The sequence below is a fragment of the Streptomyces sp. R28 genome (assembly GCF_041052385.1).
Taxonomy (GTDB): Bacteria; Actinomycetota; Actinomycetes; order Streptomycetales; family Streptomycetaceae; genus Streptomyces.
Genome location: NZ_CP163439.1, coordinates 6,683,967 through 6,703,192, shown reverse-complemented (window position 1 = coordinate 6,703,192; position 19,226 = coordinate 6,683,967). Strand labels below are relative to the sequence as shown.

The window sequence follows — 19,226 nt, the reverse complement described above, 5'->3', positions numbered from 1 at the left end:
CGAAACACGAACCGCCCGCCGGAAGCTGTACTTCCGGCGGGCGGTTCGCTCATGGCTCACATATTCGGCACTGGATCACTTGCCGTAATACGCGTTGTAGATCGAGATCGTCGACTTGTTGCCCTTCTTGTCGGCGATCTTGGCGTGGAAGGAAACGGCCTTCCCCTTCGCCGGGTTCTTCACGGTGATCTTGCCGTTCCGGACCTCGATCTTCTTCCAGGTCTGGCCGTAGTCGTACGACACGTACACGTGCAGCGACTTGAGGTTGCTGCCCGCGGCCGAGCCCACGACGGTGACCGGGAACGTCACCTTCTTGTCCGCCTCGACCTGGCTGTCCAGGCCGGTCGTGGCGTTGAAGCGGACCGTGGAGGCGGGGAGCCTGACCTGCTCGGCGGCCGAGTCGCCACCGGACGTCGGCGGCTTCTTCGAGCGGAAGGTCCAGCTCGCGTCGATCCGCGTGGAGGCGGCCGCGACCTTGACGCTCCGCTTGACCGAGGTCGTCAGCTTGTACTCCGCCTCCCCGGCCGGGACCTTGAACGGCTCACCGAACAGCGGGTCGGCGTTGGTGCCGATCTTGGTGCCGTTGCGGTACAGGTTCGTGGTCACCGCGGTGAAGTCCGACGAGCCGGCGTGCTTGTTGGCGTCGGCGAACAGCGGCAGGGACCCGTAGATGTCGTTGCCGTCGCGGAACAGCCCGAAGTCCTTGTTGATGTGCGGGCCGAAGACCGCCGTGTTGAAGGTCTTCGAGTAGCTCTGGCCCGCCTTGAAAATCTGCGGACTGCCCAGCGAGTAGTACGCGTCGGAGATCAGGAAGCCGTCCGCGTCCTTGCCGGAGTACTGCTCGAAGTCGAACGTCCACTGGATCTTGTCGGACGTCGACAGATACACCGTCCGCGAGCCCGGCAGCTTCTGCTCGACCGGCGTGCCGACCGCGATGTCCGTCGGCAGGAGACCCACGGGCAGCAGTCCGCCGGTCTTGCCGGGGGCCGCGGCACCGAGGTTGTTCTTCACCTTGGCGAGCTCGTCCGCCTTGAAGTGGCGGACCTTGTTGCCCTGGATCTTCTTCACCTTGGCGGTGGTGGCGACGTCGTACTCGGTGCCGGCGCCCTTGGTCCACTGGCCGTTCCAGGTCTGGCTCAGGCCGCTCGCGATCTCCGGGCCCAGGTGCGCCATACGCACGTCGGCGAAGGAGCCGAGGCCGACGGCGATGCCGACGCCCGCCGGCTCGTAGTAGTAACCGGCACTGGCGATCACCGGTTTGGCCTGCGCGTCCGGCACGGTGATGTCGGCGGACCTGGTCGTGCGCCCGTCGATCGTCACGGAGGTGTTCTTGGTGACGTTCAGCTTCGGCTGGACCACCCAGTCGAGGCCGCCCTCATAGTTCACCCAGTCCTTGGCGATCCAGGCGTCCAGCAGATACGTGCCCCTGGGCACCCGCATCTTGGTCGCGCCGGACTCAGCGACCGGCACCTGGTAGAACAGGTCCTTCGCCAGACCCGAGTAGCCGAGCAGGACGGTGTTGTACTCGGGGGCCGGCTTGCCGTCCTTGTCGATGTGCTTGACGGCGACGTCGTACGACTCCACCTCGCGCTGCACCGCTGCCGCCGTACGGACGCTCTGCCCGTCGGCCGTCGCCGTCACATACGCGGAGTAGGCGCCGTCGACCGTGCCGCCCAGCTTGGTGTTGACGGTCAGGTCGACGGAGGCCTTGCCGCCCGCCGGGACCGTCACCTGGGTCGCGCCGAGCTTGAAGAAGCCCGCGGGAGCCGCCTGCCCCTTGGGGTTGGTGGCGGTCGCGGACAGCTTGAGCGTGACGTCCTTCGTACCGAGGTTGCGGTACGTCAGGCCCTCGGTGACCGGCTTGTCGTCGGTGTGCGGCCATGCCTGCGTACCGAAGCTCACCGACACCGGGTCGGCGATCACGGTCTGCTTGATGGCCTTGTCGACCTGGATGCGCCCCGAACCCTGCTGGAACGGCGTGTACTTGCCGCCCTTGGTGGAACCGGTCAGCGCGCCCTTCAGCTCGGCGTACGTCCAGTCCGGGTGCTGCTGCTTGAGGATCGCCGCGGCGCCCGCGACATGCGGGGTCGCCATGGACGTACCGGAAATCGTCAGATAGCCGGCCGGCTTCTCGCCGACCTCCTGCTCGATGAGGCTGCCCTTGGCGGACGCCGCCGTGATGTCCACGCCGGGCGCGGTGACGTCCGGCTTGATCGCGCCGTCGCCGAGCCGCGGGCCGGTGCTGGAGAACTCGGCGAGCTTGTCCTTGTCGTCGACGGCGCCGACGGTGAGGGCTGCGTCCGCGCTGCCCGGCGAACCGACCGACTCCGGGCCGGAGTTGCCCGCCGCGATCGCGAAGAGGATGCCCTTCTCGGCGGACAGCTTGTTGACCGCCGCCTCCAGCGGGTCGACCTCAGGGGTGTCCGTGCCGCCGAGGCTGAGGTTGACGACCTGGGCGCCCTGCTCGGCGGCCCACTCCATGCCGGCGAGGATGCTGGAGTCGTCGCCGAAGCCCTGGTCGTCGAGGACCTTGCCGCTGATGATGTCGGCGCCGGGTGCGACGCCCTTGAACTTGCCGCCGGACTTGGCGCCGGTGCCCGCCGCGATGGACGCGACGTGCGTGCCGTGGCCGACCTTGTCCTCCGCGGTGGCGGACGGCGAGAAGTTCTTGGCCGCGATCACCTGGTCCTTGAGGTCCGGGTGGGTCGCGTCGACGCCGGTGTCCAGTACCGCGATCTTGACGCCCTTGCCGTCGTAGCCCGCCTCCCACGCCTTGGGGGCGCCGATCTGCGCGACGGACTTGTCGAGGCTGGCCTTGCGGACGCCGTCGAGCCAGACGTGCGCGATGCCGGAGGCGGCCTTGGCGCCGTTGGTGAGCGCGTCCCACAGTTCGGGCGTGTCCTGGTGCCGGGTCTGCACCGCGTCCGCGTTGAGGGACTTCAGGGTCCGGCGGAGCTTGCCCGCGTCCCGGACGTCCTCCTTGGCGCCGGCCGCGGCGCCCTGGTAGCCGACGATGACCTTCAGGCCCTTGGCCTGGGAGGTACGGGTCGCGGACTTGCCCAGCTCGGTGACGTCGAACAGCCGCTGGTCGAGCTTGCCGGCGGCGACCAACCGGGCCGCGTCGGCCGGGGTGACGAGCGTGTGCCCGCCGGCCTTGCGTATCTGTACGGGTATGTGCTGGCGCCCCTTCGCCCGCTCCAGGCCGACCACGCGGCCCTTGGAGTCGACGGAGACCCGGTCACCCGTGATCAGGGTGATCCGGTGAGGGGAGGTGAGCGAGGCAGCGGCGCCGGACGGGCGCTGCTCCGGTTCGGCCGACGCCGGGCTGGTCATGCCCGCAGCGAGGGCGACGGCGGCCGCCGTGGCAACAGAGGCCGCGCCTATTCTTTTGACTTTTCTGCGCAAGTTTCCCCCTTGCAGAAGGTCCGGGCGAATTCCCGTTCGCCCGGCCGGGGGAGCTCACGCACGCATACGTCGCCCCCCGGAATACGCAGTATGCCGAGGGACGATCAGGCACCTCAATACGTGAGAGGAAGGTAAGAGGCAGACTTGACGACTGTTACGCGCCGGTGCGAACTCCGTTACAAAGTCGTCTGGTTACGCCCCCGCGTTCTCCTTGACACTGATCCGTCCCTTGCGGATGGTCGCCACCCGCGGGGCCTTTTTCGCGATCGCCGAGTCGTGGGTGACCATGATGAAGGTCAACCCGAGTTCCTTCCACATGCGTTCGAGCACGTCCATGATCTCGTCGCGCATCGACTCGTCGAGGTTGCCGGTGGGTTCGTCGGCCAGCAGCACCTTCGGCTCCTTGACCAGCGCGCGGGCGATGGCGACGCGCTGCTGCTGACCGCCGGACATCTCGCTCGGCAGATGCCCGAGCCGCTCGCCGAGCCCGACCGACTTCAGCGCCTCGGCGGCCCGTTCGCGCCGCTCCTTCGCCTTGATGCCGAGGGGGACGAGGGCGATCTCGACGTTCTCCTGTGCGGTGAGGGTGGGGATGAGGTTGAAGGACTGGAACACGAACCCGATGTTCTCGCTGCGGACCTTGGTCAGCCGGGTCTCGGAGAGCTTGGCCAAGTCGGTGCCGTCCAGGACGACTTCACCTGCGGTGGGCCGGTCGAGGCCACCGAGCATCTGCAGGAGAGTGGACTTGCCGCCGCCGGTTGGGCCCTGGATGACGAGCCGGTCGCCGTCGGCGATGGTGAGGTCGACTCCGTCGAGGGCGTCGACGGTTTCCTTGCCTCGGGTGTAGCGCTTGGTGACGTTTCTGAGTTCGTACATGGTGGGTGACTCCCAGGTGGGGTTCGGGGGTGGATCGGTTCGTGTGCGGCGGCGGGTGGGTGAGGGCTGGTCGCGCGGTTCCCGCGCCCCTTCAGGTGGGTGCGGTCCCGCCAACTGCACAGGGCTGCCGCTCTCGGCGACTCACCGCAGGGCGGCAGCCGCAGCCCGCGTCAGCTACTCGACGCGGCGCAGGGCATCCGCCGGGCGGAGCCGAGACGCCCGCCAGCCGCCGAAGGCACCCGCGATCAACCCACCCGTCACCGCCAGCCCGACCGCAAGGGCAACCGTCGTCAGGCTGACCGGCGCCGTCAGCGCGACGTCGAGCGTGGTGCTCGCCGTCTGGCGTCCAGGACCTCCGCCCCCGAAGCCACCGCCCCCCGGGCCGGCGCCCATGCCGCCACCGCCCCCGGTACCGCCACCCAACTGCGCCTGCAGCGTGGGGCTGATCGCCGTCACGACGTACGCCCCCGCGAGCCCGGCCGCGATACCCAGCACGCCGCCGAGCAGCCCGTTGACGATCGCCTCGCCGACCACCTGCCGGGTCACCCGCCCCGACTTCCACCCCAGCGCCTTCAGCGTGCCGAACTCCCGCACCCGGCGCGACACCGCCGAGGAGGTCAGCAGCCCGGCCACCAGGAACGCCGCCACCAGCACCGCGATGGACAGCCACTTGCCGACGCTGGTGGCGAGAGACGAAGCCGTCGACAGGGATCCGGACACCGTGTCCGCGAGGTCCGCGGAAGTCGTCACCGTCGTACCGGAGATGTTCTTCTGGATGGTCGACTTGACGGAGTCGATCTGCTGGGAGTCGGTCGCCTTGACGTAGATCGTGGTGACCTTGCCCTTGGCGTCGGCGAGCGTCTGCGCCTGCTTCAGCGGGATGTAGAGGTTGGCGGCCGCGTCCCCGCTGTCGGGCGTGGCGATGCCGATCACCTTGAACTCGGTGCCCTTGACGGTGACCGTGGAGCCGACCTTGAGCTTCTTCTCCTTGGCGTACGACGTGTCGGCGACGACGACCTCGGCGTCCGTCTCCGTCGTCTTGAACGTACGCCCACTGGTGATCTTCGACGAGGTCAGCGGGCCGAGCGCCGGCTTGGTGACGTCGGTGCCGTAGACGGAGTAGTTGTTGACGTCGAAGTCGGCGCCGCCACCGCGTACTTCACCCTGCGGCTGACTGCCGGCGCCACCGCTCTGGCCGGGCCCCTGGCCCTGCTGGCCCCCGCTGCTCCGGTCCTGCTGGAACTGACCCCGCGTGAACTGCCCGCTGACCTTGAGGACCTGCAGGCTCAGCCCGCCGACCGCGTCCGAGACACCGCTCTGATCGCCGACCTTGGTGACGGTCGAGCTCGCGAGCGTCTGGAAGCCCTGGACCATGACGCGGTCGGTGGACTGCTCCTCGTCGGAGCCGTCGTCCTGGGCGTCGAACTGGAAGCGCGGCCGCTCGGAGCTGTTCGCGGTCGGCTCGGCGGCCTTGGTGACGGTCATGTCCGTACCGAGGCCGTACAGGGACTGCAGGACCTTGTCCTGGGCCTTGCTCATGCCGGAGGACACGGAGTTGACCACGATGACCAGCGCGATGCCCAGCGCGAGTCCGGAGGCGACGACGAGCGCCGCCTTTCTGCGGCGGCGCAGCTCGCGCCTCAGGTAGGTGAAGAACATGCGCCGCAAGCTAGGTACGGCGCGTGATGACTGGATAAGGCCGACATAAGAGATGGATGAGAAGGCTGAGACCGCCCCCGGAAACACCGATCCCGCCCCTGAGGGCGGCATCGGTCAGTTGTGCGGAAGCTGTACGGCGGCTATGCGCGAGGGAGCCTGCAGGGCCGTCAGACGGCCGAACCGGCCTTCCACTGCGCCCAGTCCATGTTCCAGCCGTTGAGGCCGTTGTCCGGGGCGACCGTCTTGTCGCCGGTGTTCTGGACGACCACCACGTCACCGACGATCGAGTGGTTGTAGAACCAGTAGCCCGCCGTGCCCTTGTCGTTGGCACCCTTGGTGTCGGACAGGCCCACGCAGCCGTGGCTGGTGTTCACGCTGCCGAAGATGGACTTGGCACCCCAGTAGTTGCCGTGCACGAAGGTGCCGGAGTTGGTGAGGCGGATGCCGTGCGGCACGTCCTTGATGTCGTACTCGCCCTTGCCGTCGTCGTCGGTGAAGCCCACGGTCGCGCCGTTCATGCGCGTCTCCTTGAACATCTCCGACATCACCATGATGCCCTCGTACGTCTTGTTCTCGGGCGAGCCGGCGGAGATCGGGATGGTCTTGATGGTCTTGCCGTCCTGCGTGACCTTCATCTGCTTGGTCTTCGCGTCGACGTAGGAGATCTGGTTGCGGCCGATCTTGAAGGTGACCGTCTTCTCCTGGACACCGAAGACACCGTCGGAGCCCTCGACGCCGTCCAGGGCCATCTTCAGGGTGACGGTGGCGCCCTCCTGCCAGTACTCGTCGGGCCGGCAGTCCATGCGGGTGTCGTTGAACCAGTGGCAGACGACTTCCTGGCCGCTGGTGGTGGAGACGGTGATGCCCTTCTGGACGGCCGCCTTGTTGGTGATCGACTTGTCGAAGTTGATCGACACGGGCATGCCGACGCCGACCGTGGAGCCGTCCTCCGGCGTGAAGTAGCCGAGGAAGCTGTTGTTCGGGGAGACCGTGGTGAAGGAGGCGTTCTCGTGGGCCTCCAGGCCCTTCGAGTCCTTCGCGCTCACGGCGACCTTGTAGGTCGTGGAGCGCTCCAGCTGGGCGTTGGGCTTCCAGCTGGTCTTGTCGGCGGATATCGCGCCCTCGACCGCGGCGCCCTCGGCGGTCGTCATCGTCACCTCGGTGAGCGTGCCCTTGCTCACGGTGACGGCGGCGGAGTTGTTGATGGAGGCGTTGTCGGTGCCGTCCTCGGGCGTGATCTTGATCTGGGCCTCGGAGGTCTTCTTGGCGGCTGCCTCGTCGACCTTGGCCTGCGAGGTGTCGCCGTCGCCGGAGGCGTTGTCGTCACCGCCGGAGCAGGCAGAGAGCACCAGGACACCGCCGAGCAGTGCGGACGCGACCGCCAGGCCCTTGCGCCGCTTACTGTTCGTCATCACACGCTTCTCCATAGTCGCCGAATCCCCAAAAACCCCGAGAGTCCCCGTCAAGAACCTTCAACGCTACGACCGGTTGATCCCGTTCCACATTCCTTGAATGTGTGGGGCACACCACGTCCGCCGGGGCGGGTGGTGCAGGTGTCGGTCAGTGCGTCCCATGAGACGACGAAACCCCGGACGGCGGGTGCCGCCCGGGGTCACGATTCCCCCAAGCCGCGTCAGCCGACCCTCTTGGCCCCTTCGGCGTCTTCATCGTCGAAGTCCTCGTCGACATCATCGTCGTCGAGGTCCCACTCCGGCGAATCCGGGTCGTAGCCGATCCGCTCGCTGGACCAAGAGGCTTGCGCGAGCTCGACCCCTGGTACCTCGCTGACCAGGTCGAACGGGTCGACGAGATAAGCGAGGGCTTCCGCCGTGTCTTCCGTCACAGCGCTTTCCGCGTGGGCCCGTTCGTCGGCCGGCATGGTCTCGTCGGCGGCGACGCGCCGCAGCGCGGCCTTGGTCAGGGCGTCCTCGTCCTCCACTTCGAGAACGAGTTCCACGCGAAGCCGTACAAAACGTGATGTTTCTGGTGTACTCATGCCCGGAGCGTACGGCTGATTTCCCCCGTGACTTTCCCGTGACCCGCGACTTTCACTAACATCGCCCCACACGGCCAATTCGCCAGCGCCACAAGGGGATCGATATTCCGTGTCCGCCGCTCACCGATCGTCGTCCACCGCACGCCGATCGCTGCTGACCGCCACCGCCGCGGGGGCCCTGCTGGGCGCCCTGTGGTTCGTGCCCTCCGCCAACGCGACGGGGGACGAGCCGGCGAGAACGGACCCCTCCGCGGCCCCGACGACGCAGGTCACCCAGCAGGCACGGGCCGCGTCCGAGAGCACGGGCGCCACCGCCGAGGACAGCACCCGGCTCGCCGACACCGGAAGCTTCGACACCACGCCGTACCTCGTCGGCGGGACCGTCTTCCTCGCGCTGGGCGGGGGCTTCGTCGCCTACTCGGTGCGCCGTGAACGTCTCGGATTTTGAATTCGCTTGACTCTCCCTTCACATGGGCTTCATAGTCCGCCCATGAAGAGATCATCGGGCGTGCGTGTAGCCGCCACGGTTGCCGTGAGTGCGCTGACGCTCGCCCTTGTCGCGGGTTGCGGGGGTGACTCCGGCGGTTCGGACGCGAAGGCGCTGAGCTCCGCGGAGTTGAAGAAGGCGATCATCGCCAAGGGCGATGTCGACGGATACAAGGTGGACGCCTCCGGCAAGCAGTTGCCGAAGTCCAAGGAGCAGGTCAAGAGCAGCGAGGAGAAGTGCGCGCCGCTCGCCTACGCCATGGGCGGCCTGGCGCCGGGCGACTCGGCCTCGAACGCGGCCGTCATGGCCACGGAGGACAAGAAGAAGCCCACCGACACCGCCTCCAAGTCACTGGAGGACCTGACCGAGGGCGAGTTCGAGGACTCGTTCGCGGACGCGCTGAGCCTCGACATGACCGTCGTGGGACTCTCCTCGTACGACGGTGACGTCGCCGAGCAGACCTTCAAGTCCGTGTCGGACGCGGTGGAGAGCTGCTCCGGGGGCTTCACCCTCACCATGCAGGGCACGGACCAGAAGCTCACCAAGATCACCTCGGAGAAGGCGTCCGGGGCCGGTGACGAGTCGGTGGCGTTCACCGCGGTGAGCGACATGGAGGACGGCGACGTGGCCACCACGCACGTCGAGGCGGTCCGGCACGGCAGCACCATCGCCACGTACTACACGATGAACCTCGGTCTGATGATGACGGACAAGGCGTACGACGTCCCGGCCGCGCTCATCGACGCGCAGGCCGCGAAGCTGAAGTAACCCGCCCTTGCCGCAGGGGCCCTGTCGCTCGTACGACAGGGCCCCCTTCCATGCGCCGTTCCATGAATTACCGGAGCGGCCCGGTGACCTTCTCCACCGCCACGACCAGCTCCCCACCACGCACGAACGCGTCGGCCGCGGCGAGGTCGGGCGCCAGGAACCGGTCCGGCCCCGGACCCTGGACACCGGCGGCCCGTACGGCGTCGATGACCGCCTGCGAGGCCGGTGCCGGGGCGAGTCCCTCCCGCAGCTCGATGGCACGGGTGGCGGCGTACAGCTCGACCGCCAGAACACGCGTGAGGTTGTCGACGGCCGTACGCAGCTTGCGGGCGGCGGACCAGCCCATGGAGACGTGGTCCTCCTGCATGGCGGAGGACGGAATGGAGTCGGCGGAAGCGGGCACGGCCAGCCGCTTCAACTCGCTCACCAGGGCGGCCTGCGTGTACTGGGCGATCATCAGCCCCGAGTCGACACCCGCGTCGTCGGCCAGGAACGGCGGCAGCCCATGGCTGCGGTTCTTGTCCAGCAGCCGGTCGGTACGGCGCTCGGCGATGGAGGCGAGGTCGGCGACCGCGATGGCGAGGAAGTCGAGCACGTAAGCCACGGGCGCCCCGTGGAAGTTGCCGTTGGACTCGACGCGCCCGTCGGGCAGCACGACGGGATTGTCGACCGCCGACGCCAGCTCCCGCTCGGCGACGAGCCGCGCGTGCGCCATGGTGTCCCGCCCGGCACCGGCGACCTGCGGAGCACACCGCACCGAGTACGCGTCCTGCACGCGGGGCGCTCCGTCCTGGTGATGCCCGGTCAGCCCCGAACCCCTCAGCACGGCCAGCATGTTGGCGGCGGAGGCGCCCTGACCGGGATGCGGCCGAATGGCATGCAGCTCAGGGGCGAGCACCTTGTCGGTCCCGAGGAGCCCTTCGAGGCTCAGCGCGGCGGTGACGTCGGCGGACTTGTAAAGGGTGTCGAGGTCGGCGAGGGCCATGATCAGCATCCCGAGCATGCCGTCGGTGCCGTTGAGGAGGGCGAGGCCCTCCTTCTCACGCAGCTCGACGGGTGCGATGCCGTGGGCGGCGAGAAGTTCTCCGGCAGGCCGCACGATCCCGTCCGGGCCTTCCGCCTCCCCTTCCCCCATCAGGGCGAGGGCGCAGTGCGAGAGGGGAGCGAGATCACCGGAGCAGCCGAGCGAACCGTATTCGTGGACGACGGGCGTGATCCCGGCGTTGAGAACGTCGGCCATGGTCTGTGCGACCCCCGGCCGCACACCGGTATGCCCCGAGCAGACGGTCTTGAGCCGCAGGAACATCAGCGCCCGTACGACTTCCCGCTCCACCCGCGGCCCCATCCCGGCGGCGTGCGAGCGCACGATGTTGCGCTGCAGCTGGGCCCGCAGCTCCTGGCTGATGTGCCGGGTCGCAAGGGCCCCGAAGCCGGTGGAGACGCCGTAGACCGGGTCGGGCTTGGCCGCCAGCGCCTCCACGATCTCGCGCGCCGCGCCGAGCGCCGCGAGCGCCTCGTCCGACAACTCGACACGCGCCCCACCGCGCGCCACGGCAAGGACGTCGGACGCGGTGACCCCGGACGTCCCCACCACCACAGTGTGCATATCCATATTCAGGAGCGTACGCAGTGAAGACGAAGATGTCACTAGTGGGCGGGCGGTACGCCCCTTACAACGCCGGACCTCCTACGGCACCGTTCAGCCCGTCCGGCGTTTTCTGAGGACGAGGCCCGGCACCATCACGGCACTCGGCCACGGAAGCGCCGCCGCTCCACGACCCCCTCCTCCGACGGCTCCGCGTCAGCGAGCCGCACCACCGGGTCGTCCGGCCCCTCCCGCCCCGCGACCACGGGCTTGTCGGCCCGAACCGCCTTCGCCTGGTACTGAGCCGCGTCAGCGAGCCGGAACAGCCGCCGCGCAGAGCGAACCGGCCCGACGGCATCCTCGGTGGACGCCACCCCGCACGCGACCCCCTCCCCCAGCTCCAACTCAGCGGCACGACGGCACAATTCATCGGCAGCCTTCACGACATCGCCGACAGGCGACCCGACGGCAAGCAGACAGAACTCGTCACCGCCGAGCCGGGCGGCGAGAGCCCCGGGCAGCATGGCGCCACACAGCGACAGCACCGACCCGAACCGCTCCAGAAGCCGGTCCCCCACGGCATGCCCCCGCGTGTCGTTCACACGCTTGAGCCCATTGAGATCGCAGACGACGAGGCTCACGACGACCCCGTGGCTGCGATGCCGCTCAATGGCCTCCTCCAACCGCACATCGACGGCACGCCGATTGGCCAGCCCAGTGAGCGCGTCGGTGAACGCCAGCCGCCGAGCCTCCTCCAGCCGCTCGCACTGCGCCATCCCGGCGGCCACGACGGAGGCCAGCACGGTCGCGAAGTCGGCGTCCCCACGGTCGAAGACAGGCGCACCGGCGGACCGGGCGACATACAGCTCCCCCCAGGCCCGCCCGTTCAGCACGATCGGCGCCACGACACAGCACCCTCGCCCGCGCCGCCGCAGGGCGGCCACCCGCTGATGGCAGTACCCGGGATGACCGGTGGACGGTCCGTCGGCCGTCTCCACCCAGGCGTTGGGCTCACCGCCGGCGGCCCACCGCTCGTGCAGGAACTCGGTGATCTCCGGGAACTGATGCACGGGATAGGCCTCGTCGCCCGGAAACTCCTCCTCCCCCCGAGCCCGGTCCCCCACGTTCACGAGCACCCGCAACCGCCCGAGCTCCCGCTCCCACACCGACAGCGCCGCGAAGCTCCCGTCCAACGCCCGACACGCCCCGAGCGCCGCCGCCCGCCAGGACTCACGCGGCGTGTGCGCCGCCGCCATCCCCTGCGCCAACGCCACTACGGCCGCGAGCCGTCTGTCCTCACCCATCACTCCAGGCTAGGTAGCTTTGCCCAGGTTTGGGACGTTGGCGTGGCGAACGGGGCCCTCACCGCCGATTCCCGCCTCACCCCGCCCCCTCAGCGATCCCCCCCCACCCGCAAAAGGGCGCCCCCGTCACTCCCCCGGCCACTCCCCCGGCCACTCAGGCCGCCGCTTCTCGTTGAACGCCGCCACCCCCTCCGCCCTGTCCCCCGAGAACGCCGTCGCCCGCCAAGCCGCGTCCTCGACCTCCAGCCCGGCCCGCAGATCCAGGCCGTGCCCCACCCGCAGCGCCCGCTTGGCCGCCCGCAGCCCCACCGGCGAGTTCACGGCGATCCGACCCCCCAGCGCCAGGGCCTCCTCCCGGTCCCGCCCCTCCTCCACCAGCACATCCACGAGCCCCAGCTCCCGGGCCTCACCGGCCTCGACGCGCCGCGCCGTGAAGATCAGCTCCGCCGCCCGAGCGGCTCCCACCCGCCGAGGCAGCAACTGGGTGCCCCCACCTCCCGGAATCACCCCGACCGACACCTCGGGCAGCCCCACCACGGCCGTACGGTCGGCCACGATCACATCGCAGGACAACGCCAGCTCGAAGCCACCGCCCAGCGCGAAGCCGTGCACCGCCGCGATCGTCGGCACCGGCAACTCCAGCACCCCCGTGTACGCCCCCCGCGTCACGGGCCGCTGTCGCACCAGATCCGCGTCACTGAACGAATTCCGCTCCTTCAGATCCGCCCCGACACAGAACGCCCTCTCATGCGTCGAGGTCAGCACCACCACCCGTACGTCACGGTCCGCACCCAACGCCGCGCACGCCCCCGAGATCGAACGGGCCATCTCCGTCGACACGGCGTTCATGGCCTTGGGCCGGTCGAGGACGAGCTCCGCGACATGCCCGACACCTCCGTCACCGTGCCGCCGCACCAGCACGAACTCCCCGAACCGCTCCTCACCCATGACACCCTCCGGTTAACGCGGGTTAACAACATTCGCCCCGATCATCGCAGCCGGACCCCGCCGGGGAAAGGCCCGACGACCGGTTCCCGAGCCGAGTCCCGACACCCCGTTCGAGTGACATCCCGCCCAACTCCCGCCCCACCGCCCACGACTACGCATAACGTGCGCGACACCACGGCGCATTGGGGGCGCGAGTGCGTTGGGAGGGGTCGTGATGGGCGGGACGGCAGAGACATCAGCGGAAACCGGGGCAAGCGGCGAGGCGGACCAGACCGTCCCCCGTCTCTTCGGCCCCCGTGGCCGCCACCGCCGTCCCCGCCCCCGCAAGGTCCTCCTGGCAGCCGGCGGCCTCGCCCTGGCGGCCGGCGCACTGAGCCTCTTACGAGTGGCCCCCGACTCCGAAGTCGCCGGCCTCGGCGCAACGGAGGCCGACCCCGCCACGGACGCCGCTTCCGACACCTACACCGACACGGACACGGACGGCTCGACCAACGCCGCAGCCGCCCTCCCGACGGCTGCCCAGCAGCCAAGCCCTTCAGCGACCTCTGCCATGGGAGGCCTGGGCACCACACCCACCCCGGGCACGATCGTCGTACCGACCACGAACACCACGGCTGCCCCACCACCCGGCGGCCGGGGCGCCACGACGGACCACACCCCGCCACTCACTCCCACACCCCACCGACCGGCGACGACAGGCAACGCACCGCAACCGGCGCCCACCCCGCCCCCCAGCCGACCGACGACAAACCCCCCGTCCCCCCAGCCGGATCACCCCGACGAGGACTCAGTCTGCGTGCCGATCATCGGCCTGTGCGTAGACCAGCTGCCCAACGGCGACTGAGAACGCCGAGCACCGGAGCGCCCCTTCAGGGGCGCGGGGAACTGCGCGACCAGCCACAACGCACCCCGCAGCCAACACACGACCGGCCACCTCACGGCGCTCACTCGCCCCCGGCGGACGCCCTCCGCGTCAAAAGCCAAGGCTCGATCACACCGAGCCCTCGCACCGGCCGCTGCCACATCGGCTGCAGCGCAAACCGATACACGGGCGGCTCCTCCCCCTCCTTCTCCGCCGCGGCCGCGGCCTCCGCGGCCTCCGCCTCCGACGCGGGGGCTTCACCCGTTCGGATGAGTTCCTGCGCAAAGGCGCTGTCGACGAGAACGGCGTCACGCGGAGCTATCGACGTGAGCCGGGAGGCCAGGTTCACGGTCGTACCGAAGACATCGCCCATCCGGGTGGTCACCGTGCCGAAGGCGATGCCGACGCGCAGCTCGGGCATCGTCTCGTCGCCCGCCATCGTCTCGATGAGCCGCAGGGCGATCTCCGCCGCGACCCCCGCGTCGTCGGCCGCGTACAGGACCTCGTCGCCGAGGGTCTTGACCAGTCGCCCCCCGCGCGCGGCCACCAGATCGGCCGCGGTGGTCTCGAAGGCCTCGACGAGTTCGCCGAGTTCCTCCTCCTCCATCCTGCGGGTCAGGCGCGTGAAGCCGACCAGGTCCGCGAAGCCCACGGCGAGGCGCCGGTCGACCATCTCCTCGTCGTCGGCGGCCTGGATGACCCGGCCGGCCGAGGCGGGGAGCTGGCGGCGCCAGACGTAGACGAGGAACTCCTCCAGCTCGGGCAGGAGCAGCTCGATGATCGGGTACGTCACCTCGGTGCGCGTCATGCCGGGTTCCGGCGGCTCGGTCAGCCCTTCCAGGAACGAGTCGATCTGCCACTCGGCGAGCCGCGCCGTGGTCTGCCCGGTGGACCTGGCCACCTGTACGGCCATGGCCTCGCTGAGCAGTCCCGCCTCGACGAGACCGGCGAGGCGCCTGAGCGCCAGTACGTCGGCCTCGGTCAGCGCCTTGGCCTGCCCGATGTCGGCGAACCCCATGGCCCGCCAGAACCGGGACGCCAGCTCCATGGAGACACCGGCGCTACGGGCCGCCTGGAACGGGGTGTAGCGCCGCTCGGCGCCGAGAATGAGGCCTTCGAGGCGCAGGGCGAGCGGATTGTCCTCGCCGGGGTCGGCGGCGTGGGGGTCCACCCGGCCGTCCGCGCCCGTGCCGGAGCCCGTGTCGTCGACGGTCACGCCTGCTGCCCTTCCGATCTGCCGCGGTCAGTAATCGACCGGCCTTCACTTTACGGCAGGTGTGGGCCACCTCACTCCTGAGAGGAGCACGGCCCCACCCGCACCTACGCCGGCCTCAGATGCACGATGTCCCCCGCCCCTACAGGCTCCTGCACCCCTTCCCCCGTAGCCAGTACCAGCCGTCCGTCCCCGTCGATGGCGACCGCCTCCCCCGTGATCGACCGGTCGCCCGGCAACTCGGCCCGTACGACCCTTCCCAGCGTCGCGCACCCCGCCGCATACGTCTCCTGCAGCCCACTCACCACCGGGTCCCCAGCCGCGGCCCGCCAACGCCCGTACCACTCCTCCAGCGACCGCAGCACGCCCCGCAGCAGCGGATCCCGGTCGGTGCTCACGGCTCCGGCGAGGGCCAGCGAGCCCGCCTGGGGCACCGGCAGCTCGTCCTCACGCAGCGTGACGTTGATGCCGACGCCGACGACCACCCCGTCGTTCCCGGCGCGCTCCGCGAGGATCCCGCCGGCCTTGCGTTCCTCGCCGCCGACGGTCACCAGCAGGTCGTTGGGCCACTTGAGTGCCGTGTCGACGCCGGCCGCCCGCGACAGCCCCGTCGCCACGGCGACTCCGGTGAGCAGCGGCAGCCACCCCCAGCGGGCCGCGGGCACCTCGGCCGGGTTCAGCAGCACGGAGAAGAACAGCCCCGAGCGGGGCGGTGCCGTCCACTGCCGGTCGAGGCGGCCCTTGCCGGCGGTCTGCTCCTCGGCGACCAGGACCGTGCCCTCGCCCGCCTTGCCCTCGGTCGCCAGGTCCACCAGGTCGGTGTTGGTGGAGCCGGTGCGCTGCACCACCTCCACCTCGCGCCAGAACCCGCCCTCCCGCACGAGCCCGCGTCGCAGCGCGGCCGCGTTGAGCGGCGGACGTTCCAGATCGGACCAGCGGCTGTCGTCTGATGCATCTTGCGGCGTCATGCAAGCCACCCTAGGTGTGGCAAACGCCGCACTGCTGATTCGTAGGCACCCCACTACTCTACGGATGAGTAACCGTCCCCCCTTTTGAGCAGGCAGGGAGCGCCATCCCGATGTCCGAGCCGGAAGAGCGTCACGAGATCCAAGAGACCCAAGGGATCGACATCCACACGACCGCGGGCAAGCTCGCGGATCTCCAGCGCCGTATCGAGGAAGCGACGCATGCCGGCTCCGCACGCGCCGTCGAAAAACAGCACGCCAAGGGCAAGTTGACGGCCCGTGAGCGCCTCGATCTGCTCCTCGACGAGGACTCCTTCGTCGAGCTCGACGAGTTCGCCCGGCACCGCTCCACCAACTTCGGCCTGGAGAAGAACCGCCCGTACGGCGACGGCGTCGTCACCGGGTACGGAACCGTCGACGGCCGCCCCGTCGCCGTGTTCTCCCAGGACTTCACCGTCTTCGGTGGTGCGCTGGGCGAGGTCTACGGCCAGAAGATCGTCAAGGTCATGGACTTCGCGCTGAAGACCGGCTGTCCGGTCATCGGCATCAACGACTCCGGCGGCGCCCGCATCCAGGAGGGTGTGGCCTCGCTGGGCGCGTACGGCGAGATCTTCCGCCGCAACACGCACGCGAGCGGTGTCATCCCGCAGATCTCGCTCGTGGTCGGCCCGTGTGCGGGCGGTGCGGTCTACTCGCCCGCCATCACCGACTTCACGATCATGGTCGACCAGACCTCGCACATGTTCATCACCGGCCCCGACGTCATCAAGACCGTCACCGGCGAGGACGTCGGCTTCGAGGAGCTGGGCGGCGCCCGCACCCACAACTCCGCCTCCGGCGTGGCCCACCACATGGCCGGGGACGAGAAGGACGCCATCGAGTACGTCAAGCAGCTGCTGTCGTACCTGCCGTCCAACAACCTCTCCGAGCCCCCGGCCTTCCCGGAGGAGGCGGACCTCGCCGTCACCGACGAGGACCGCGAGCTGGATCGCATCGTGCCGGACAGCGCGAACCAGCCGTACGACATGCACACGGTGATCGAACACATCCTGGACGACGCCGAGTTCTTCGAGACGCAGCCGCTGTTCGCGCCGAACATCCTCACCGGCTACGGCCGCGTCGAGGGCCGCCCGGTCGGCATCGTCGCCAACCAGCCGATGCAGTTCGCCGGCTGCCTCGACATCCAGGCCAGCGAGAAGGCGGCCCGCTTCGTGCGGACCTGCGACGCCTTCAACGTCCCGGTGATCACGTTCGTGGACGTCCCCGGCTTCCTTCCGGGCGTCGACCAGGAGCACGACGGCATCATCCGCCGCGGCGCGAAGCTGATCTACGCCTACGCGGAGGCGACCGTCCCGCTGATCACCGTCATCACCCGCAAGGCGTTCGGCGGGGCGTACGACGTCATGGGCTCCAAGCACCTGGGCGCCGACATCAACCTCGCCTGGCCCACCGCCCAGATCGCCGTCATGGGCGCCCAGGGCGCGGTCAACATCCTGCACCGCCGCACGATCGCCGAGGCCGAGGCGAACGGCGAGGACCTGGAGGCGGTGCGCGCCCGGCTGATCCAGGAGTACGAGGACACCCTCCTCAATCCCTACATCGCGGCCGAGCGCGGCTACATCGACTCCGTGATCATGCCGTCGGACACCCGCCGCCATGTCGTCCGCGGCCTGCGTCAGCTGCGCACCAAGCGGGAATCACTGCCTCCGAAGAAGCACGGCAACATCCCCCTCTAGGCCTGCTGGGAGCCGACATGAACATCAAGGTCCTACGGGGCAACCCGACACCGGAGGAGCTGGCCGCCGCACTGGCGGTGGTCCGCGCCCGCGCCGCGGCGGCATCGGCCACGCCGTCCGGCGCACCCAAGCCGCGGGACGGGTGGTCGGACCCGTCCCGCATCGCCTCACACAGGCTGCCGCAGCCTGGGCCGTCGACATGGGCCCGTACCTACTGGCCCGGCTAGAGGATCGTCGACACGGCTTCGGCCATCACCTCGTACCCGGCGTCATTCGGGTGCAGGTGATCGCCGAAGTCGTACGACGGGTGCAGGCGGTCGGGGTCCGCGGGGTCGGCCAGTGCCCGGTTCAGGTCCACCACCGCGTCGTACCCCCCGTCGCACTCCCCCGAGTGACGGATCCACTCGTTCAGCTCGTGACTCACCTTGGCCGCGTGCTCACCCCAGTGGTCCGAGCCCCCGAACGGCAGCAGAGTCGCGCCGATCACCCTCAGCCCCGCCGCCCTGCCCTGCCGTATCAACTCCCGGTGCCCGGCGATGAGTTCCTCCGCCTCCACCACCGGCGCCGGCCGGTAGGTCGGCTGCTCGTCCGTCTCGCTGAACCCGATGTCGTTGAGGCCGAGGAGCACGACGAGCGTGTCCACGCCGAGTTGGCCGAGGACGTCCCGGCGCAGCCGCCAAACGCCCTTCTCGCCGTACCACGCGGAGTCGTTGAGCAGCAGGTTCCCGCCGATGCCCGCATTGAGGACGGGCCGCCCCGTGCGCGCGGCAAGGGCGTCGGACCAGCGGCGGTTCGCCCCCGGCGTGGAACCGAACCCGTCCGTGATCGAATCCCCGAAGAGCGCGACGGCGTCCGTGCGGCCGACGTCGACCTCCACGGCCGCCAGGAAGTACCAGGACTCGCTCACCGCGTCGAAGTCCTCGCCACCGGTGTCGGCCGACCGGTCGCCCTCGCCCCGATAGCTGGTCGTGAAGGCCTGGGCGTGGAAGGTCGCGGGGCCGGTGGTGGTGTCGAAGTACAGGGTGACGGTCACCGCGTCCCCGGCGGCGACGGCGAGTCGGACCTCGTCGCTGACGATCTCCCCGCGCGCCGGTATCGCGGCCTCACCGCTGCCCCCGAAGGTGAGCCGCGTGAGGGACTCCGGCTCCACGGCGGCTCCGACGGCCGTACGCCCCACGCTCGCGCCCGCGACACGCACGGGCGAGGTGCCGTAGGCGTGCGAGAGCCGCACCCGCACCCGTCCACCACCCGCGGACAGCCGTACGACCTGCCGCAGTGACTGGCGCCAGAAGCCCTCGCGGGACCAGTTGGGGGTGAAGCCCTCGCTGGGCAGCTGAGGTGACGCGGTCCAGGAAGCCGTGAACATGGCAGCACATCCTCAAAACGGAACTGAAGACCCTTTAGCTAATGGAACCGTAGCAC

General features: G+C 69.6%; 16 protein-coding genes. 5 read left to right on the top strand and 11 right to left on the bottom strand.

The genetic code is table 11. The annotated features are described in order from the left end of the window. Window positions 1-75: 75 nt before the first annotated feature. The 5 genes from AB5J49_RS30175 to AB5J49_RS30155 all read right to left on the bottom strand — a co-directional run bounded on the left by AB5J49_RS30175 (window position 76) and on the right by AB5J49_RS30155 (window position 7,897). Entirely contained in the window at window positions 76-3,405 is a 3,330-nt protein-coding gene (locus tag AB5J49_RS30175; protein WP_369172003.1) for a S8 family serine peptidase, read from the bottom strand. A gap of 192 nt (window positions 3,406-3,597) precedes the next feature. Next, window positions 3,598-4,281 carry an ABC transporter ATP-binding protein gene (locus tag AB5J49_RS30170; protein ID WP_369172001.1) on the bottom strand — a complete coding sequence of 228 codons (684 nt, stop codon included), beginning with the start codon at window positions 4,279-4,281 and terminating at the stop codon, window positions 3,598-3,600. Between the two features lie 174 nt (window positions 4,282-4,455). Further along, complete coding sequence (locus tag AB5J49_RS30165) at window positions 4,456-5,940, bottom strand: ABC transporter permease (RefSeq protein ID WP_369172000.1); 1,485 nt, start codon at window positions 5,938-5,940, stop codon at window positions 4,456-4,458. A gap of 167 nt (window positions 5,941-6,107) precedes the next feature. Next, complete coding sequence (locus AB5J49_RS30160) at window positions 6,108-7,352, bottom strand: Ig-like domain-containing protein (protein ID WP_369171999.1); 1,245 nt, start codon at window positions 7,350-7,352, stop codon at window positions 6,108-6,110. Between the two features lie 221 nt (window positions 7,353-7,573). Next, entirely contained in the window at window positions 7,574-7,897 is a 324-nt protein-coding gene (locus tag AB5J49_RS30155; protein WP_369171998.1) for a hypothetical protein, read from the bottom strand. 148 nt (window positions 7,898-8,045) lie between these two features. Between AB5J49_RS30155 and AB5J49_RS30150 the strand changes: the two genes are divergently transcribed. Both AB5J49_RS30150 and AB5J49_RS30145 read left to right on the top strand, forming a co-directional pair. Then, window positions 8,046-8,384 carry an LAETG motif-containing sortase-dependent surface protein gene (locus tag AB5J49_RS30150; RefSeq protein ID WP_369171997.1) on the top strand — a complete coding sequence of 113 codons (339 nt, stop codon included), beginning with the start codon at window positions 8,046-8,048 and terminating at the stop codon, window positions 8,382-8,384. A 42-nt stretch (window positions 8,385-8,426) separates the two neighbouring features. Then, the gene (locus AB5J49_RS30145) at window positions 8,427-9,191 is read left to right on the top strand and encodes a hypothetical protein (RefSeq protein ID WP_369171996.1); all 765 of its coding nucleotides are present in this window, start codon (window positions 8,427-8,429) and stop codon (window positions 9,189-9,191) included. 67 nt (window positions 9,192-9,258) lie between these two features. Here AB5J49_RS30145 and hutH read toward each other — a convergent pair whose 3' ends face one another. From hutH to AB5J49_RS30130, 3 genes are all read right to left on the bottom strand, one after another. Then, on the bottom strand, window positions 9,259-10,797 hold the full coding sequence (gene hutH / locus AB5J49_RS30140; protein ID WP_369175312.1) for a histidine ammonia-lyase: 1,539 nt from the start codon (window positions 10,795-10,797) through the stop codon (window positions 9,259-9,261). A 134-nt stretch (window positions 10,798-10,931) separates the two neighbouring features. Then, on the bottom strand, window positions 10,932-12,080 hold the full coding sequence (locus AB5J49_RS30135; protein WP_369171995.1) for a diguanylate cyclase: 1,149 nt from the start codon (window positions 12,078-12,080) through the stop codon (window positions 10,932-10,934). A gap of 126 nt (window positions 12,081-12,206) precedes the next feature. Further along, window positions 12,207-13,028: an enoyl-CoA hydratase/isomerase family protein gene (locus AB5J49_RS30130; RefSeq protein ID WP_369171994.1), complete on the bottom strand. Its 822-nt coding sequence runs from the start codon at window positions 13,026-13,028 to the stop codon at window positions 12,207-12,209. Between the two features lie 214 nt (window positions 13,029-13,242). Here AB5J49_RS30130 and AB5J49_RS30125 point away from each other — a divergent pair, with 214 nt between their 5' ends. Continuing rightward, the gene (locus AB5J49_RS30125) at window positions 13,243-13,872 is read left to right on the top strand and encodes a hypothetical protein (RefSeq protein WP_369171992.1); all 630 of its coding nucleotides are present in this window, start codon (window positions 13,243-13,245) and stop codon (window positions 13,870-13,872) included. Between the two features lie 100 nt (window positions 13,873-13,972). Here AB5J49_RS30125 and AB5J49_RS30120 read toward each other — a convergent pair whose 3' ends face one another. Together AB5J49_RS30120 and AB5J49_RS30115 are read right to left on the bottom strand one after the other, a co-directional pair. Then, window positions 13,973-15,106: an adenylate/guanylate cyclase domain-containing protein gene (locus AB5J49_RS30120; protein ID WP_369171991.1), complete on the bottom strand. Its 1,134-nt coding sequence runs from the start codon at window positions 15,104-15,106 to the stop codon at window positions 13,973-13,975. Window positions 15,107-15,210: 104 nt separating this feature from the next. Continuing rightward, entirely contained in the window at window positions 15,211-16,071 is an 861-nt protein-coding gene (locus tag AB5J49_RS30115; RefSeq protein WP_369171990.1) for a biotin--[acetyl-CoA-carboxylase] ligase, read from the bottom strand. 110 nt (window positions 16,072-16,181) lie between these two features. On the opposite strand from AB5J49_RS30115, the gene AB5J49_RS30110 reads away from it, so the two are divergent. Then, a complete protein-coding gene (locus tag AB5J49_RS30110) occupies window positions 16,182-17,804 on the top strand; it encodes an acyl-CoA carboxylase subunit beta (RefSeq protein WP_369171989.1) in 1,623 nt (540 codons plus the stop codon). Window positions 17,805-17,821: 17 nt separating this feature from the next. Next, the gene (locus tag AB5J49_RS30105; protein ID WP_369171988.1) at window positions 17,822-18,031 is read left to right on the top strand and encodes an acyl-CoA carboxylase epsilon subunit; all 210 of its coding nucleotides are present in this window, start codon (window positions 17,822-17,824) and stop codon (window positions 18,029-18,031) included. Here AB5J49_RS30105 and AB5J49_RS30100 read toward each other — a convergent pair. Further along, complete coding sequence (locus tag AB5J49_RS30100; protein WP_369171987.1) at window positions 18,028-19,170, bottom strand: SGNH/GDSL hydrolase family protein; 1,143 nt, start codon at window positions 19,168-19,170, stop codon at window positions 18,028-18,030. The genes AB5J49_RS30105 and AB5J49_RS30100 overlap by 4 nt on opposite strands. Window positions 19,171-19,226 lie beyond the last annotated feature (56 nt).

What these genes read in the sequence shown, in the direction of transcription:
- AB5J49_RS30170 (WP_369172001.1), bottom strand. Translation starts at nt 4,281, where the DNA reads ATGTACGAACTCAGAAACGTCACCAAGCGCTACACCCGAGGCAAGGAA.
- AB5J49_RS30165 (WP_369172000.1), bottom strand. Translation starts at nt 5,940, where the DNA reads ATGTTCTTCACCTACCTGAGGCGCGAGCTGCGCCGCCGCAGAAAGGCG.
- AB5J49_RS30160 (WP_369171999.1), bottom strand. Translation starts at nt 7,352, where the DNA reads ATGACGAACAGTAAGCGGCGCAAGGGCCTGGCGGTCGCGTCCGCACTG.
- AB5J49_RS30145 (WP_369171996.1), top strand. Translation starts at nt 8,427, where the DNA reads ATGAAGAGATCATCGGGCGTGCGTGTAGCCGCCACGGTTGCCGTGAGT.
- hutH (WP_369175312.1), bottom strand. Translation starts at nt 10,797, where the DNA reads ATGCACACTGTGGTGGTGGGGACGTCCGGGGTCACCGCGTCCGACGTC.
- AB5J49_RS30135 (WP_369171995.1), bottom strand. Translation starts at nt 12,080, where the DNA reads ATGGGTGAGGACAGACGGCTCGCGGCCGTAGTGGCGTTGGCGCAGGGG.
- AB5J49_RS30130 (WP_369171994.1), bottom strand. Translation starts at nt 13,028, where the DNA reads ATGGGTGAGGAGCGGTTCGGGGAGTTCGTGCTGGTGCGGCGGCACGGT.
- AB5J49_RS30125 (WP_369171992.1), top strand. Translation starts at nt 13,243, where the DNA reads ATGGGCGGGACGGCAGAGACATCAGCGGAAACCGGGGCAAGCGGCGAG.
- AB5J49_RS30115 (WP_369171990.1), bottom strand. Translation starts at nt 16,071, where the DNA reads ATGACGCCGCAAGATGCATCAGACGACAGCCGCTGGTCCGATCTGGAA.
- AB5J49_RS30110 (WP_369171989.1), top strand. Translation starts at nt 16,182, where the DNA reads ATGTCCGAGCCGGAAGAGCGTCACGAGATCCAAGAGACCCAAGGGATC.
- AB5J49_RS30105 (WP_369171988.1), top strand. Translation starts at nt 17,822, where the DNA reads ATGAACATCAAGGTCCTACGGGGCAACCCGACACCGGAGGAGCTGGCC.
- AB5J49_RS30100 (WP_369171987.1), bottom strand. Translation starts at nt 19,170, where the DNA reads ATGTTCACGGCTTCCTGGACCGCGTCACCTCAGCTGCCCAGCGAGGGC.